The organism is Bradyrhizobium sp. LA2.1 (assembly GCF_040547725.1).
GTDB classification, from domain to species: domain Bacteria; phylum Pseudomonadota; class Alphaproteobacteria; order Rhizobiales; family Xanthobacteraceae; genus Bradyrhizobium; species Bradyrhizobium barranii.
In genome coordinates, this window is record NZ_JBEPQI010000013.1 from 123,812 (window position 1) to 140,975 (window position 17,164).

Annotated in this window: 12 protein-coding genes and 1 pseudogene; 7 read left to right on the plus strand and 6 right to left on the minus strand. The window is 64.3% G+C overall.

What is annotated here, in order from left to right:
• Window positions 1-107: 107 nt before the first annotated feature.
• Window positions 108-1,274: an ABC transporter substrate-binding protein gene (locus tag ABIB95_RS25115; protein WP_354242972.1), complete on the minus strand. Its 1,167-nt coding sequence runs from the start codon at window positions 1,272-1,274 to the stop codon at window positions 108-110.
• Window positions 1,275-1,561: 287 nt separating this feature from the next.
• Here ABIB95_RS25115 and ABIB95_RS25120 point away from each other — a divergent pair, with 287 nt between their 5' ends.
• The 4 genes from ABIB95_RS25120 (at window position 1,562) to ABIB95_RS25135 (ending at window position 9,041) form a co-directional block, all read left to right on the plus strand.
• Window positions 1,562-3,991 carry a bifunctional diguanylate cyclase/phosphodiesterase gene (locus ABIB95_RS25120; protein WP_354242975.1) on the plus strand — a complete coding sequence of 810 codons (2,430 nt, stop codon included), beginning with the start codon at window positions 1,562-1,564 and terminating at the stop codon, window positions 3,989-3,991.
• Window positions 3,992-4,164: 173 nt separating this feature from the next.
• Window positions 4,165-5,466, plus strand: coding sequence for an MFS transporter (locus tag ABIB95_RS25125; RefSeq protein ID WP_085399749.1), 1,302 nt, complete (start codon window positions 4,165-4,167; stop codon window positions 5,464-5,466).
• Between the two features lie 156 nt (window positions 5,467-5,622).
• Window positions 5,623-8,208, plus strand: a complete 2,586-nt coding sequence (locus ABIB95_RS25130) for an EAL domain-containing protein (RefSeq protein WP_354242979.1) — start codon at window positions 5,623-5,625, stop codon at window positions 8,206-8,208.
• A gap of 275 nt (window positions 8,209-8,483) precedes the next feature.
• Window positions 8,484-9,041 (plus strand): hypothetical protein, encoded by a 558-nt coding sequence (locus ABIB95_RS25135; RefSeq protein WP_354242982.1) that lies wholly within the window; start codon window positions 8,484-8,486, stop codon window positions 9,039-9,041.
• 93 nt (window positions 9,042-9,134) lie between these two features.
• On the opposite strand, the gene ABIB95_RS25140 is transcribed toward ABIB95_RS25135, so the two are convergent.
• The 4 genes from ABIB95_RS25140 to ABIB95_RS25155 form a co-directional block, all read right to left on the minus strand.
• A complete protein-coding gene (locus tag ABIB95_RS25140) occupies window positions 9,135-10,052 on the minus strand; it encodes an MBL fold metallo-hydrolase (protein WP_041953298.1) in 918 nt (305 codons plus the stop codon).
• Window positions 10,053-10,144: 92 nt separating this feature from the next.
• The gene (locus tag ABIB95_RS25145) at window positions 10,145-11,350 is read right to left on the minus strand and encodes an NAD(P)/FAD-dependent oxidoreductase (protein WP_354242986.1); all 1,206 of its coding nucleotides are present in this window, start codon (window positions 11,348-11,350) and stop codon (window positions 10,145-10,147) included.
• Between the two features lie 129 nt (window positions 11,351-11,479).
• Window positions 11,480-11,770: a hypothetical protein gene (locus ABIB95_RS25150; RefSeq protein ID WP_231143084.1), complete on the minus strand. Its 291-nt coding sequence runs from the start codon at window positions 11,768-11,770 to the stop codon at window positions 11,480-11,482.
• Between the two features lie 592 nt (window positions 11,771-12,362).
• Window positions 12,363-13,703, minus strand: a complete 1,341-nt coding sequence (locus tag ABIB95_RS25155; RefSeq protein ID WP_354242990.1) for a DUF1214 domain-containing protein — start codon at window positions 13,701-13,703, stop codon at window positions 12,363-12,365.
• A gap of 190 nt (window positions 13,704-13,893) precedes the next feature.
• Here ABIB95_RS25155 and ABIB95_RS25160 point away from each other — a divergent pair, with 190 nt between their 5' ends.
• Together ABIB95_RS25160 and ABIB95_RS47405 are read left to right on the plus strand one after the other, a co-directional pair.
• Window positions 13,894-14,919: a DUF1254 domain-containing protein gene (locus tag ABIB95_RS25160; protein WP_354242993.1), complete on the plus strand. Its 1,026-nt coding sequence runs from the start codon at window positions 13,894-13,896 to the stop codon at window positions 14,917-14,919.
• A gap of 46 nt (window positions 14,920-14,965) precedes the next feature.
• Window positions 14,966-15,106, plus strand: a pseudogene (locus ABIB95_RS47405) (transposase); the annotation flags it as partial.
• A 72-nt stretch (window positions 15,107-15,178) separates the two neighbouring features.
• On the opposite strand, the gene ABIB95_RS25165 reads toward ABIB95_RS47405, so the two are convergent.
• Entirely contained in the window at window positions 15,179-15,790 is a 612-nt protein-coding gene (locus tag ABIB95_RS25165) for a TetR/AcrR family transcriptional regulator (protein ID WP_028156424.1), read from the minus strand.
• A gap of 129 nt (window positions 15,791-15,919) precedes the next feature.
• On the opposite strand from ABIB95_RS25165, the gene ABIB95_RS25170 reads away from it, so the two are divergent.
• Window positions 15,920-17,149 carry a cytochrome P450 gene (locus ABIB95_RS25170; RefSeq protein ID WP_354242995.1) on the plus strand — a complete coding sequence of 410 codons (1,230 nt, stop codon included), beginning with the start codon at window positions 15,920-15,922 and terminating at the stop codon, window positions 17,147-17,149.
• Window positions 17,150-17,164: the final 15 nt, after the last annotated feature.

Sequence of the window (17,164 nt, forward strand, 5' to 3'; positions counted from 1 at the left end):
GCGGTGCATCGTTAGCAAGTGATACCTCTTGCTGGGCTACCCCTCTCCCCAACCCTCCCCCGCAAGGGGGGAGGGAGCGCACCTTTTTCGTGGCGCTAGGGGTTAGCCTACAGCCGATCCACCGCCCTGAACGTCCCGTCCTTCTGGATTACGGTCAGAAACACCTTCGGCGGCGCGTCGGTCATGCGCGCGCCGACGGTGACGATGCTGCCGCTGATGTCGAAGCGGCCGACGTCGTTGATGGCGCGCAACAGGCTCGCGCGGGTCGGTTGCGGCCCGGCCTTTTCCAGCGCCGCAGCCGCGAGGCGGCCGGAGAGATAGCCTTCGAGCGACACGAAGTCCGGTGTCAGCGTCGGGTCAAACGCGTTCTGCGCCGCCTGGTAGTCGGCGACGAGCTTTTGCGAGCGATCCCAGGGAAACGGCACGACCTGCGAGACGATGACGCCTTCGCCGTCGGGGCCGAGCTCTCGGGCGAGCGCATTGGCGCCGACGAAGGAGATGTTGACGAAGGTCGGATGGAAGCCGCTGCGATGCGCGAGCTTGATGAACTCCGCGCAAGGGCCGTAGGTTCCGACCATGACGATGGCTTCGGGCTCGGCGCGCTTGATCATGCGCCAGGCCGAGCCGACCGCGCGGGTGTTGCGCTCGAAGGTGCCTTCGGCGGCGAGCTCGAGGCCGCGCTTGGCAAGCGCGTTCTTCACGCCGGCAAGACCGTCGCGGCCGAAGGAATCGTCCTGGTAGAAGATGCCGATGCGGGTGAACTGGCGATCCTCGGTGAGGTGCTTGATCCACGCTTCGGCTTCCGCGCCATAGCTCGCGCGAATGTTGACGACGTTGGAGAGTTCGAGGTCGCGCAGGAATTCGGCGCCGCTGAACGGACCGATGAAGGGAATGTTCCTGGTACTGGTGATCGGTATCGTCGCCATCGCGGTCGGCGTGCCCACCGCGCCGATCAGCGCGAACACCTTGTCGTCCTCGATCAGCCGCAGCGTCTGCGCCACCGAGCGGTCGGGATCGTAGCCGTCGTCGCGGCTGATGAGCTGGAGCCTGCGGCCGTGGACGCCGCCCTTTTCGTTGATCTCGGTGAATGCCGCGACGATGCCTTGCCGCATCCTCTGTCCGAGCGCCGAGGAGGGGCCCTCGAGCGCGGCGGCCTGGCCGAACAGGATCGCATCGTCGCTGACGCCGACCTCGTCGCCTTTCGCTGCAGGATTGGCCGCGGCGAGTAGCGCGACGGCCAGAGCGACGCAGGCCGCTGATCGCGATCGTGTCATGAGGATGTTTGCCGGATAAGGGAATACCTGCCGGAAACGATAGTCCCGTCGCCCTGAACAGCTCGCTAACCCCTGATGTGACGGTGCTCCGTAAGACTCCGGGGAAAAGCGGCAAATTGCTCGCACAATGGGTCCTGCTTGCAGGCCAATCGTTAACTAAGCCGCGCAATCTGCGACGACCCGGTTCTGAAATTGTGCGGTTCTTAACCCCGATCCTTGTCCGATAGCAGTTCCGGCAGCTCAACCAGAAGTGGGTTGCCGCGCCGAGGGGGACTTGCGGGATCAAGATGGGCGGTCGGGGTCAGAACGATCAGGATCGGGAACGTAGGACCGGATGGTGGCGTGCCGCGCCGCTGCTCGGACTCTATCGCCCTGCGCTCGTCGCAGTCGGCGTCGGTCTTCTGTTCTCGCTCGTGGGCGCCGCCGCCGTGGCGCGATGGGAAAACCGCGTCAACAAGATCGAGTTCGAGAACGCCGCCGAAACCGAAGCCATCGTCATGCAGAACGGCATGAGCGAGTACATCTCCAGGCTCGTCGCGCTGCGTACGCTGTTCGAATCGACCAATGAGGAAATCACCCGCAGCGAATTCGAGACCTTCAGCTCCCGGCTGTTCGAACGTCATCCCGGTATGCTGCGCATCTCCTGGCTGCCGCGCGTCAACCGCAAGGAGCGCGCCGAATACGAGGCCGCCGCGGCCACGGACGGCGTGTCCGGCTATCGCATCAAGTCGCTCCAGGGCGAGACCTTCGCGACCGCGCCGCAGGCCGATGAATATTTCCCGGTGTTCTACTCGACCCAGCCGAAGACGTCGTCGGTCTACGGCATGGATTACGCGACCGTTCCAGAGCGCCGCGCAGCCCTCGCGCGCGCGCGCGATAACGATCGCGTCGCCGCCATTCGCACGCGCCTCTACGAACCGAAGGAGGGGGGCCGGCAGCCCGACGTGCTCGTTGCCATTCCCGTCTACGCCAAGGGAACCTCGCGCGAGGCGGTGGCGGACCGGCGCCGCAATCTGGCGGGCTTCGTCGTCGGCGTCTTCGACCTGCCGCTGCTGATCCAGTCCATTCGCGTGACCACGGGAGCAAGCCCCGCGGTCAGCGTAAACGTCTATCCGCCCTTCACGGGACAGATCGTCAGCCTGGAACAAAGCCTGCCGGACTATTCGTCGGCCGCCACATCGCCGCAGTCGATGCGGGACGTCGCCCGGACGCTGCACTGGTCGGGCAGCCTCAAGATCGGGGATACCGACTGGCAGGTGCGCGCCATGCCGACGGCCGGAGGTTCGCTGGAGACGGCCTACGACCGCGCCGTTGCGGTCATCGTCGTCGGCATGCTGCTGACGCTGTCGCTCGCAACCTATCTCATGCTCGCTAGCCGCAACTCGCGGCGGCTGTCGCTGGCGAACCGGCGGGTGCTGGAGCTCGCCCAGACCGACATCCTGACCGGGCTGCCGAACCGCGCCTTCTTCCTGACCCGGCTCGACATGATGAACAGCCAGTTGAGCCTGCGGGGCCTGCCGTTCGCGATCCTGATGCTCGATCTCGACCGCTTCAAGAACGTCAACGACTCGCTCGGCCACGGTGCTGGCGATGCGCTGCTGCGCCAGGTGGCGCTGCGGCTGAGATCTGCGCTGCGCGCCACCGACGTGCTGGCGCGGCTCGGCGGCGACGAGTTCGCCATCATCCAGGAGGCTTGCGACGATCAGCGGACTTGCGCGACCGAACTCGCCGCGCGGATCGCGAAGCTGGTCGCCGAACCGTTCCTGCTGCCCGGCCATCGCGTCGAGATCGGCACCAGCATCGGCATCGCGATCGCACCGGACCACGGCAGCGACCAGGAGCAGCTGCTGAAGAAGGCGGACCTCGCGCTCTACCGCTCGAAATCGGCCGGCCGCAACTGCTTCACCGTCTACGACGAGGCGATGTCGGCCGAGCTCGAGGCCCGCAATACGCTGGAAGGCGATCTGCGCGATGCCATCGCGCAGTGCCAGCTCGAAGTGCACTATCAGCCCTTTATGGACGTCGCCAGCGGTGGCCGTCGCGGCTTCGAGGCGCTGGTGCGCTGGCGGCATCCGAGCCGCGGCCTGATCCCGCCGGACAAGTTCATCGGGCTTGCCGAGGAAACCGGGCTGATCGTGCCGCTCGGCGAATTCGTGCTGCGGCGCGCTTGTGCGGACGCCGCGGCCTGGCCATGCGATCTCATGGTTGCGGTGAACCTGTCGCCGATCCAGTTCAAGGAAGCCGAGCTGTTCGAGACGATCTGCGCGGCGCTGGCGGATTCCGGCCTTGCGCCGCAGCGGCTGGAGATCGAGATCACCGAATCCGTGCTGCTGGAACGCGGCGTCGAGAACCTTGCCTTCATGGAGCGGCTGAAGCACATCGGCATCGAGCTGGCGCTCGACGATTTCGGCACCGGCTATTCGTCGCTCAGCTATCTGACCACGTTCCCGTTTGACAAGATCAAGATCGACAAGTCCTTCATCCGCAACCTCACGCATCAGCCGCGCAGCTCCGCGATCATCGCCTCGATCGTGACGCTCGCACGCGGACTCGATATGTCGGTCACCGCCGAAGGCGTCGAGACACGCGAAGAGTTCGAGCGGCTGACGGCGCTCGGCGTCAATTTTGCGCAAGGCTATCTGTTCGGACGCCCGCGGCCGGTCGACCAGATCGAGTTCGACGCGCCCGTCCGGGCTTCGCAGCGCGACGCGGCCTGAGCGCGGGCCTCGCAACATTTGAACATATACGAGAGGTCGTCATGCCGGGACAAGCCCGGCCATGACGATGTGGCAACTTCTGCGACCCGCCAAGAAACACATTCGCGAAAATCGCTTGACCCAGACGGCCCTGGATGGTCGGTAGCACCATCTAGGGATGAAATAAGCACAACATGCGGCTTCCGTTCTTCTACGGCTGGGTCGTGGTCGCGGTGACCTTCGTGACCATGGCGATCGGCGTCAACGCGCGCACCGCGTTTTCGCTGTTCTTTCCTCCCATCATCTCCGAATTCGGCTGGGAACGCGGCGTCACTGCCGGCGCGTTCTCCTTCGGCTTCGTCGTGTCGGGCATCGTCAGCCCGCTGATCGGCCGCCTGATGGATCGCGCCGGCCCGCGCGCGGTGATGGAGCTCGGTGTCGTGCTGATGGGCGGCGGGCTGCTGCTCGCGCCACTCACCAGCACGCCCTGGCATCTCTATGTGACCATCGGCGTCATGGTCGGCGCCGGCTCGGTGTGTCTCGGCTATTCCGGCCAGTCGCTGTTCCTGCCGAACTGGTTCATCCGCAAGCGCGGCTTCGCGATCGGCATTGCCTTTGCAGGCGTCGGCATCGGCTCGGTGACGCTGCTGCCCTGGGTGCAGCACATGATCGAAGAGACCGGCTGGCGCACCGCCTGTACCGCGATGGGACTGCTCATCCTCGTCGTGCTGGCGCCGATCAACCTGTTCCTGCACAAGCGGCCCGAAGACATCGGCCTCCAGCCGGACGGCGATGCCACGCCGGCGGCGGGCGCGGCGACACCGGTCTCCAACATCGTCGATCCCGTCTGGGTCGGCACCGACTGGACGCTCAAGCGCGCGGTTGCGACCGCGCGCTTCTGGTGGATCGCGCTCGGCTATTTCAGCGGCCTGTACATCTGGTACGCGGTGCAGGTGCACCAGACCAAATTCCTGCTCGACATCGGCTTCAGCCCCGGTGTCGCGGTGTGGGCGCTCGGCATCGTCAGCCTGCTCGGCATTCCCGGCCAGATCCTGCTCGGCCACGTCTCCGACCGGATCGGGCGGGAATGGGTGTGGGCGATCAGCTGCGCTGGCTTTGCGATCTGTTTCGCGGCGCTGATGGCGCTGAAATTCCAGCCGTCGCTGTGGCTGGTCTATGTCATGGTGTTCGCGCAAGGCGCGCTCGGCTACGGCCTCACCTCGATCATGGGCGCGGTGGTGTTCGAGATCTTCCAGGGCAGGCACCAGGGCAGCATTTTTGGAACGATCATGCTGGCGGCCTTGGCCGGCGGCGCGGCGGGTCCCTGGCTCACGGGTTTCCTCTATGATCGCACCGGCGACTACACGCTCGCCTTCGCCATCGCCATGGTCGTGAGCGGACTGTCGGCGCTCTCGGTCTGGCAGGCCGCTCCACGCAAGGTGCGGGCGGTGGCCGGCCGGTTGCACAAGCTCAAGCCCACAAGCGCGGCCGAATAGGTTCCGAATGCATCGGATTGTCTTCGCAGCTTTCGCGAGCCGTTAAGCATGTCGCGTCTTGGCCGGACGCGACCCGGTTGCAAAAACGTCTTGGACACCATCGCGGCGTTAGCGTCGGCCCCCCTTGCCATCTTCCCGATGCATCCGGGTCCGACGATGTCTGCCGCCGATTGTCCCATGACAGAAATTCCGGACGTGCTGCTGGCCGCGCTCGAATGCGCCGACGACGGTATCGTCATCGTCGACAGCGCCCGTCGCATCACGCATTTCAATGCCGGCGCGGAGCGGATCTGGAAATTCGCGCGCGCCGGGGTGCTCGGCCGCGACGCCGAACTTCTCACGCTCAAATGCCTTCAGGCCGATCCGGTCGCGGAGTTCCGCGACGAGATCAGCCTCGTGCGGCGCGACGGCACCCGGATCCGCGCGGCGATCTCGCTTTCATCCGTCACGCGTGGCGGCGCCACCCATCACGTCGTGTTCGCGCGTGACGTCACCGCGGAGGCCGAGCGCCGCGTCAGAATCGGGCCTCTCCACGCTGTCTCCGACCAGACCAACCGCGCGGTGCTCATCACCGACACGGAACAGAACATCGTCTACGTCAATTCCACCTTCGCGACGCTGTTTGGCTACACCAGCGGGGAGGCCGAAGGCCGCCGCGCCGGCGCGCTGATCGCCGGCCGCCACACCGATCGGAAGGCCGTCGCGAAACTCGTCAAGCGTCTGATGACCGGCGGCCGCCGCGGCGAAATCGAGACGCTGGTCTACAACAAGGACGGCGAGGAGATCTGGGTCTGCGCTCGTATCGACGTCTTCCGCGACAAGAAGGGCCGTGCCAGGCACATCTTCGCGCTGCTTGAGGACATCACCGAGACCAGGCAGCTGCGCTCGCTCCAGCAGCTCATCATGAGTGCGCTGGCCGACGAGGTTCCGATCACCGATATCGCCGACAGGCTGTGCCGCCGGGTCGAGGAGATCGCGCCCGACGTGGTTTGTTCGCTGCTCCACGTCGATGCCGCAGGCCTCGTCCATCCGCTCGGCGGCCCCAGCCTGCCCGAGGACTATTCGCGTGCGCTGGACGGCATCGCGATCGGTCCGAATGTCGGATCCTGCGGCACCGCGGCCTTCTACGGTGAACCGGTGCTGGCCGAAGATCTCGATACCGATCCGCGCTGGCAGCCCTACAAGACGCGTCCGCTCGAAGTGGGCCTGCGCGCCTGCTGGTCGACACCGATCAAGGCCAAGGACGGCCGGGTCATCGCCACCTTCGCCTTCTATTTCCGTGAAACGCGCGCGCCGAGCAACTGGCACCGCCGCATCGTCAACGCCTGCGTCGACCTCGGCGCCTTCGCGATCGAGCGCAAGGAAGCGCGGGCCGAGATCGCGCGGCTCGCCTATCACGACATTCTCACCGGGCTGCCGAACCGCGCGCAGCTGCGGCACCTGATCACCACGGCCATCGATGCCTGCCCGACCGGCAGCCACGTCGCGCTGGCCTTCCTCGACGTCGATCATTTCAAGGACGTCAACGACACGTTCGGCCACGCCGCCGGCGATGAGCTGCTGATCCAGCTCGCGCAGCGCCTGCGCGAGCAGATCGGCCCTGAGGACATGCTGGGACGGCTCGGCGGCGATGAGTTCGTCATCCTGCTGCCGCAGCGCAACGCCGAGAGCGCCGAGCGCGTCGCGGCCGGGGTCACGGAGGCGCTCGCCGCGCCGCTACGGCTTGGCTCCAGGCAGCTGCAGATGTCGGCAAGCATCGGCATCAGCCTCTATCCCGACCATGCGACCGACATCGACACCTTGATGCAGCAGGCGGACGCGGCCATGTACATGGCCAAGCAGGCCGGCCGCTCCACCCATCGCATCTTCAGCGCCGAAATGAACGGGCTCACCGAGCAGCGCCTGGCGCTGATCGCAGCGCTGCGCCGCGCCATCGCCGAGGGCGCGCTGACCCTCAGCTACCAGCCGCAGATCCGCAGTTGCGACGGTGCCGTCCACGGCGTCGAGGCATTGGCGCGCTGGCATGATGCCATGCTCGGCGACGTCTCGCCGGCGAAATTCATTCCGCTCGCCGAGGAGTGCGGCCTCATCGAGCAGATCGGCCTGTGGTCGGTGCGTGAGGCCTGCCGGCAGATGGCGGACTGGCGCCGCGCCGGGCTCAACATTCCCAGCGTGTCGGTGAACCTGTCGCCGATCAATTTCCGCAACGTCACGCTGGCGGCGCGGCTCAAGGACATCCTCGCCGAATACGATCTGCCGCCGGACGCGCTGATGCTCGAGATCACCGAAGGAACCTTCATGCAGGATGGCGCCGCCGCGCTGGAGACGATGCATGCGATCCGCGCGCTCGGCATCGGCTTGTCCGTAGACGATTTCGGCACCGGCTATTCCAGCCTCAGCCGGCTCGCGCATCTGCCGATCCGCGAGCTGAAGATCGACCGCAGTTTCATGCGCGACATCGAGAGAGACGCGGGCGCGCTCGCGGTCGCCACCGCCGTGGTGCGTGTCGGACAGGGCCTCGGCATGACCGTCGTCGCCGAAGGCGTCGAGACCGAAGGCCAGCGCAAGACGCTGGCCGAGCTCGGCTGCGACGTCGTCCAGGGCTTCCTCTACGCGCCCGCGCTGCCGCCGGTCGCATTCGAGCGCTGGCTGATCGAGCACTGCGCCGAGCAGGCGAGGGCGATGCTGGGGCGGCTCGATGTTACGCCGGCCGGTCGCGACGCGGTCAAGCGGTCGGCGTAGTCGGCTCCAGGGCGTTCGCGCGCAATCCGGCAGTCATCCCGTTGGTAGCCCCAGCCCCAGTTGATGATCGGCTGGTCGGATTTTTGTTTCTGGATATTTCCAATTGCCGATCGGCAATATCGAGCAACCGGAGCGGCGCTCTGCCAAATGCTCCGCGCCAGTTCCCGTTCCTACCACCGTGTAACCGGGCAAATCCAACTGCCAGGGCGAACTCAGGACTGGAAAGGACTCGGGGCAACGTCACCTCGGGTCCGCCAAAAGCACGGAAAGCCACCATGACCTCGATTTCTGCGCTCTCCTCCCATCACCACCGCTCATCACCGTTGCAACAATTACAAGACGAACTGCAAACGGAAGTCGGTTCCGGCGCGATCGATGCGTCGGATCAGTCGGCGCTGTCGGCCGCCCTCAGCAGCATCGGCTCCGCGTTGCAGTCAACCGGCGCCAGCGATCAATCCGGCGGCGGGACATCTTCGCCCGACGCCTTCGCGTCGAAGATTAATGGCCTCATCCAGCAGCAAGTGTCGGCCGGCAAGTTGACGGACGAGCAGGCCACCGAGCTGCAAGGAATTTTCAAGGCGGCGCTCTCGCATGGACCGCACGGAGCGGGTGGACCGCCGCCGGACGGGCCGCCGCCATCCGGCGAGCCTCCCTCGGTCAACGGCACGGACGACTCGTCAAGCGGCAATTCGACGGCGGAGCTGCTGCAACAGTTTCTCCAGCAGCTGAAAAGCTCGCTTGCGGACTCGACCTATAGCGCGACGAAAGCAGGCGATACGACCAATGCGAACGATCCGTCGTTGTCCGGCGTCCTGATCAACGATCGGATCTGATATCGGCGGCGCGCCGCGCTGACTCGATTCGCGCATCGAAACCAGGGCCCGCCATGAATGCGCGCCCTGGTCTCACGTTGGATCAGCGAGCGATCAGTAGTCCCAGAACACCGGCACCCAGCGGAAGGCGTCGCCGGCGACCGCCACATGGCCGACGGAGGGGAACGGCATGTGGGTTGCCACCAGCATCTCGCCGCTCGCGGCAATCTCTCGCAACAGACCGACCCGAACGCGCGCCGCCTCCTCGGGGTCGTGTTCGAAACCGTTGTGCCAGTCGGGTTGATCGAACCCGACGGCAAACACGGCGTCGCCGGCGAACGTCAGCCCGTCGCCGCCGGATGCTACGCGAACCACGCTGTGTCCGGGGGTGTGTCCGCCGGTGCGACGAACGACGACGCCCGGCGCAACCTCGTGCTGCTCATCGAACTGCCGCAGCTGACTTCCGTACTCCTTGACGAACCGCTTGGCGGTCGCCCGAAGCGCGTCCGGGAAGCCCGGCGGCATGGCGGTGTGGGAGAAATCGGGCGCCTCCCAGAATTTGACCTCGGCGGCCGCCACGTGGATCCGCAGGTCTTTACGCAGCCGCTCCTTCACCCCGTCGACGAGCAGTCCGCCAATGTGATCCATGTGCAAGTGGGTCAGCACCAGATCGGTCACGGACGAAAGATCGATGCCGGCGGCTTCCAGTCGCTTGATCAACTGGCCGGCGCGCGGCAAGTGCAGATCCGGATCGGACCCCAGTCCTGCGTCGATCAGGATGGTCTTGTCGCCGCTGCGGACCACGACCGCATTCAGCGCCCAGTCGAAAGCGTCCTGCGGCAGGAACATGTCGTGCAGCCAGGTCGCACGGACGGCCGGGTCGGCATTGTGCGCCAGCATCGTGGTTGGCAGCGGCAGCACGCCGTCGCTAACCACCAGCACGTCGATCTCGCCGACCTTCAGCGCGTAGCGCGATGGAACGAGCTCTTCCGGCTTCGATGTCGCGGGGTATGAGGTGTTGTGCAGGTTCATGTTGGTCTCCTGTTTCAAGGTAGGGCTCCCGGCTGGTCTTGGTTGAGCAGGCCGCGCAGCCAGGGAGGTGCGGCCGTGATCGTTTCGTGCTTCTAGAGGCTCGTCACACGCTCTGGATCGGCCGACGCAAGCGCTGCGGCACGCTCGGCGCGGGGCGGGTAGATCCAGACCGTGTTGATCTCCTGCTTGGTCTTCTTGGCGACGTCGCCGACCATCTCGACCTTGCGCTCCCAGCCGCGCGTGAACAGCGCGCCGGCTTCGCCGAGATCGAGGCAGGTGACGTAGGCCTTCTGGTGATACGGCCTGGTCGGGACGCGCAGGAGTTCGGCTGCCGCATTGTTGCCGGCAAAGGCACCCATCCGCGTGGCGTGCTGGCACGACATCAGCGCGTAATTGCCCTCGTCGTCGCACGCGGCCCGCGCGGCATCGCCGGTGGCGAAGACACCGGCGATGCCGGGCACGCGCAGATCGCGGTCCACCAGCAGCCGGCCGAAATTGTCGCGCTCGGCGGGAATCTGCGCCGTCAGGGGCGCGGCGCGAATACCGGCTGCCCAGATCACCGTCTCGGTTTCGATGTGTTCGCCGTTCGACAGCGTCACGCCGGATTTGTCGAGCGAGGCAACGCCGGTGCCGAGCCTTGTCTCCACGCCGAGCTTGCGCAGCGCTTGCTCGATGACCGGGCGGGAGCCTTCGCCCATGTCGGGAGCGATTGCGCCGTTACGTTCGACGATGATCACGCGCGTTCTGGCGTTTTGGCCGAAGATGGCGCGCAGGCGCGCGGGCAGCTCGGTCGCTGCCTCGATGCCGGTGAAGCCGCCGCCGGCGACCACGACCGTGTCACGTCCATTGACAGCCGGCCGGTCGGCGAGGCCATGCAGATGCTTGTCGAGGGCAACCGCATCGTCGAGCGAGTCGACGCTGAAGCCGTGCTCGGCAAGGCCGGGAATGTTGGGTCGGAAGAGGCGGCTGCCGGTGGCGATCACCAGGCGGTCGTAGGACAGGCTCTTGCGCGTGCCTTTGGGAGTCGAGATCTGCACCGTCAGCGCCTCGGTGTTGACAGTCTCGGCGCTCCCCTGGATGTAATCGACGTCGATCGCTTTGAGGACATCGAGCAACGGCGCCGTCAGGGTTTCCGGCTTCGGCTCATAGAGCCGAGGGCGGACCACCAGCGTCGGCTCGGGTGCGATCAGCGCGATCTCGAGCTCTTCCGGCGAGACGCCCTGAATGTCGCGCAGGCGAGCGGCGGAGAGGGCGGCGTACATGCCGGCGAAGCCGGCGCCAATGATGAGCAGTCGCATGTGGTTCACTCCTGGATTTGGTTCTGGGTTTGTTGGTTCGAAACGCGCGCCATCGCCGCCGCTCGATGCGAGCAGTGCCTGTTGCGAGCGATGATGACGCGAAGAGGTGAGACGGAGACCGCCGGGCCCTTACGGCGCGGTGCAGTTCGGCAGCGAGGACAGCAGCGCAGGGCCTTCACATCCTGCGCGGCAGCTTCGCGGGCCCGATGGCCAGCCGCGCAGGGCGACCGGCAGCGCAGGTTTGTTGGTCCAGCCCCGATCGATCAGGATCGACGTCGAGACCTTGGCGTTCTGCGCGGCTTGTGGCGGCGCCTCTTCGGCCGTCGGCGAGGTGAAACGCACGGTCAGCGAGAGCCCGTACATGAGCGCCGTCGAGACCGCCTTCCGTCGTGGCGCGATTGCCAAACGTTTCCTGTCCATCGTTTGTCTCCGTCCCCATGATGTGACGTTGCGATGTTTAGCCAACCGGATCGTCGACTGCGCCAGAGCGATTGCCGTCCCTGTCGAGAGATTGCTGCTAACCCACGCGCCTGCGCCAATCGCCCGGCGCCTAGCCGGTTAGCGGCGCGGAGGCCCGGCGTATTTCCCGAAGCGGCAATGCCTTGTCCGATCCTGCTGCAATCAGGCGCACGTTTTCAAAAACGCACGATTCGGGCGGGCGGCGAGTTGTCGGAGAATTCAACGCCGGTCGGATGACGGGTCCGGTCGTGCGACTGATATCGGCGATCCAGGCTAGGCCGTGGCCAACGCAGCGAGCGAGGTGCCAGTAAGTAGGAAATTGCGGCGGCTCGACGAAGATAAGCCGGAATTTGCGATAACCTTTTTGCCGTTGCGGTCGCTTTCCATTTCGGCGCTCCTTCCGATCCTGCCCGTGTGGGCTTTGGTAAGCACCTAATATTGCCCCTTCACATAAGCTCGTCCCCTCCAACTGAAACGTCAACATTCAAATGACGCACGCGCCCTTTCAATCGCGAACGTCTGCGTTGTGTCATTCGCGACCGAAATGGGTAACTCAATCTATCTTCACTACCGGCGCAGGCCGCCATTCCCCGGTTTTGACGATCTCTTTCGGCACGTAGGTACGGAACGTCAGCGAGAACGGCTTGCCTTCAGGCGTAGGCAGCCAATTGGACTCCGGAACACCAGCGACTGGCGTCGGGCCAAGCGTGATTTTCAGGGACCCGTCCGGCTCCTTCTGAAGCGGCGAGTAATTGTTGAAGTTGAACCGGTTCAGCGCGTTCGGCACTACGCGGTAGTCCGGCACGCCGACAAGAATGACGGACCAGAAGGCGTCGATGACGTTCTCCGGCAGTTTGTTGGCGGGAAAGTGAATCACGTAGCTGTTCGAGCCGTTCAAGGTCTGCTCCCCGGAGTCCCGCGTTGCTATGAAATAGATCACCTCATCGCTCGTGTTGGCCCAGATGCCCGCATAATTGGCGACGGTGCGAAGCAGATAGTCCGCGCCATAGTTCCCGGCTCGGCCCCCGCCGACCCAGTGATCGCGATAGGGAGCGCTTTTGGTGAACGTGTATTCGATGAACTCCGGGACGGTCTTGCGAATGCGGGCATCGACAGCAGCGTGAGCCTCCGGACTCGACGCAGCGTAGGCCGCCACAGCGCGGACCTTCTGCTGCATCTGGGCCGCATTGGGCGCCACGTCGAGTGCGCTCGCCAACTTGGCGTCGGCATCGTCGAAGATTTCGACGCCGATCAAATCCCTGTTCCCGAACATCGGGACCGGCGGCGGGTCCTTGAGCTTCGGCGAACCGGCCGCCGTTGCCTTGAAGCCATGTTGTAGTTTCGTCGCGCCGTCCTTGTCGCCCTTGATCTCCACGCGGCCAAGCAGCTTCGCCTTGGCCGAATGCAGGTCAATGCGCGTCGCGTCCGCCGGTATCTTCGGGTTTGAATTAGGATACACCAGCGCAAACTTTCCGAACGGTTTGGACGGGAACATGCGCTCGTTGATATTGGCTATGACTTCACCCCATTCGTCGAGAATTTGCGCGGTGTAGTAGCGCCCCTCGATCTCCGGCACTTCGAAAATGACCGGCGCATCGGGATCGACGGCGAACCAAGCCTCGATATATGCAGTGTCTAGGTTCGGATTGACCCAGTCCGCCTCTCCAATCGGGTCGTACTTCATCGCGTTGTAGGCAAAGCCTACCGCGCCGCGATCCATGTGTTCCTGACGGATGACCAGCACCCGGCCAAGCAAATAGATGTATGCATCAGAGATTGCCGCGTCGTCCGGCACAGCCACCCGTGTTGGCCCCTGCGCAGATGCGGAGGCCGTCAACAGCGCGAAACACAGAGCAAGAAGCGAGACTAACTTCGACTTGGGCAGTCTTGTCATTGCCTTCTCCCTCTTTCCGTTTTGGTCACTCCTCCAGGCATTCCAGACGTCGACCTTGAATTGATCGCAAATTCCCAGCTGAATTTAAACTCAAAAACGTAAGTCGTACCCCTTCACAGCTGCCGAAACAGGGATAGCATTGTCTGGCTAGGCTAGTGGACGTTCGCGTCGGTGAGTTAGGGAGGCATCGATGAAGAGGATAGCTTTCGCGATCTTCACTTCGGTCTGCTTGGCGGCATCAGCGCAGACGCAACCTTCCGTCGACACCGTCCCCGTCACCGCCGACAACTTCACGCGCGCCGAGACTGACAGCTATTTTGCCAATATCGTCAAAAACGCTGACGGCGTTGGTAAGTTTTTTCATCGGCGCGAGATTGAGCCAGTCGACAATCAGATTGTCATTCGTGGCAACCGCGACACGGTGTACTCGGCAGCGGTGTTCGACCTTGATGCGGGACCGGTAACGGTCACGCTCCCAAATGCCGATAATCGCTTCATGTCGCTGATTGTGATTGATCAGGACCAATACACTCCGGCCGTCTATTACGGCGGGAGCCACAGTTTCGACCGCCAGCAAATCGGCACGCGCTATCTGATGCTGGCGTTGCGCACCTTTGTTGATCCAAGTGACCCCGAGGACCTGAAGAAGGTTCATGCCCTGCAGGATGCCGTGAAAATCTCGCAGCCGAGCCCCGGCACCTTCGAAATACCCAAATGGGATCCCGCCACGCACAAGAAGGTGAAGGACGCGCTTCTGGTGCTTTACGCAACAGTGCCTGATCAAAATCGCATGTTCGGTACCAAGGCGCAGGTTGATCCGGTGCGTCGCTTGATCGGAAGCGCTGGCGGCTGGGGCGGAAATCCCGATAGCGAGGCCAAATACCTCAACGTCAATCCGAGCCAAAACGATGGCAAGACGGTTTACAAGCTCACCGTCAAAGACGCCGTTCCCGTTGATGGTTTCTGGTCAGTCACCCTTTACAATGCGGACGGCCGCTTTCAGAAAAACGAACACGACGCCTATTCGGTCAACAATCTGACAGGGAAGAGAAGCGCAGAAGGATCGATTGTCATTCAATTCGGCGGCTGCGACGGCATAATCCCGAACTGCCTTCCGTCGATGCCAGGCTGGAACTATATGGTGCGGCTCTATCGCCCCCGTCCTGAGATACTGAACGGAAGGTGGAAATTTCCAGAGGCACAGCCGGTGAGCTAGGCGGGAGGCAATTATGGGGCATGTTCGAAATCGAAACCCCATGTTGATGGGAAGTCTATGCGTGCTTGCGCTCCTTGCTCATCCGCGAAGCGCCTCCGCCGAACTCAGCGATTACGAATGGACCGCCATCAAGCCGATGCTGCCAAACAAGCCACGCGGCGTTCGGCGCGTAAATGACCGTCGCGTTCGCAGCCAACTATCTGGCGTTCGTCAAACTCGCGTCAATCCGAATTTGGCTGCGTGCTAATGAGTCCGCGTCCTAGTTCGACGACAATCCCGTCCTGCGCCTGAGATCCGTGATCGCGCGCAGAAAACTGTCGGCCGGCGTCGTCTCCGGATCGATCAGGCGGTGCAGGCGAAAGCCGTCTTCCAGCGCCAGCACGACGGAGGCCATCCACGGCGGATTCAGCGTGTCGTTCCTGCCGTTGCTCTTCAACGTGGCCTCGACGATGTCGGCGACCAGCTTGCGCCGCGCGCGCAGCCGCTTGGCAAGCTCCGGGCGGCGCTTCTCGGCGCGCGCGACGAACAGGATCATCTCCATGTGCAGGAGGGGCGAGCGGCCGAGCGGGTCTTGCCGGCTGCGATCCATCGTCTTCAGCGCCGCGATGAAATCGTCGAGATTGTCGTGCTGCGCGAGGATGTCGAGGTTGCGCCGGATCGACTGCTCGACATGATCCTCGAGCATGGCGATGATCAATTCATCCTTACTCTTGAAGTTGGAATAGAACGCGCCGCGGGTGAAGCCCGCGGCGGCCGCGATCGCCTCGATGCTGGCGCCGCCGATGCCGTCCGCCTCGAACACGCGCGCGGCCGCCTCGAACAGTTTGTCGCGCGTGTCGTCCCTGGTCGGCCTGGTTCTCACCCTTGACATCGGCGCAGGTTAGGGCAGAATGCAACTCGATACAACAATGTATCGAGTTTATAATCCTGGGGATGGTTACGCCGCGCGCGCAGGGGCTGCCGGCGTATTCGTGTCATGCGGCAACCGATTGAGGTCACCATGAACGAGCAAGTGCAACCCGCAGGCGGACCGCTGTTCAACCCGCTGTCGCCGGACTTCATCCGCGATCCCTATCCGCACTACGACCGGCTGCGCACGATGGAGCCGATCCATGTGACGCCGTTCGGCCAGTTCGTCGCCAGCCGCCATGCCGACGTCAGCTTCGTGATGCGCGACAAGCGCTTCGGCAAGGACTTTGTCGAGCGCTCCAAGCGCCGCTACAGCCCTGCCATCATGGACGAGCCGGTATTCCGCAGCATGAGCCACTGGATGCTGCAATCCGATCCGCCCGACCACACCCGCCTGCGCGGCCTCGTCGTGAAAGCCTTCACCGCCCGCCGCGTCGAGGACATGCGGCCGCGGATCCAGGAGATCGTCGACCAGGCCATCGATGCCGTGATCGAGCGCGGCCACATGGACCTGATCGAGGATTTCGCCTTCCGCCTGCCTGTCACCATCATCTGCGACATGCTCGGAATCCCCGAGGACCATCGCGAGACCTTCTACAACAGCTCGCGCGATGGTGGGCGGCTGCTCGACCCCGTGCCGCTGACGCCGGAGGAGATCGCGAAGGGCAACGCCGGCAACATGATGGCGCAGATGTATTTCCAGCAGCTGTTCGAGCTGCGCCGCCGCAATCCCGGCGACGATCTCACCACCCAGCTGGTGCAGGCCGAGGAAGACGGCCACAAGCTCACCAACGAGGAATTGACCGCCAACATCATCCTGCTGTTCGGCGCCGGCCACGAGACCACCGTCAATCTGATCGGAAACGGCCTGCTCGCGCTGCACCGCAATCCGGATCAGCTCGCGCTCCTGAAGGCGCGGCCCGAGTTGATGGTCAACGCGATCGAGGAATTCTTGCGCTACGATTCCTCGGTGCAGATGACCGGGCGCGTGGCGCTGGAGGACATTGCGGATCTCGGCGGCAAGAGCATCCCGAAGGGTGAGACCGTGCTGTGCCTGCTCGGCTCGGCCAACCGCGATCCGGCGGTCTACCCTGATCGCCCCGACCAGCTCGACGTCACCCGGCCCAACGTCAAGCCGCTGTCGTTCGGCGGCGGCATCCATTTCTGCCTGGGCGCCCAATTGGCGCGCATCGAGGCCGAAATCGCCATTGCGACGCTGTTGCAGCGGCTGCCGGATCTGCGCATCGACGACGTCGAGAACCCGGAATGGCGCCCGACCTTCGTGCTGCGCGGCCTGAAACGCCTGCCGGCAAGCTGGTGATGGCCGGCGGCGTTA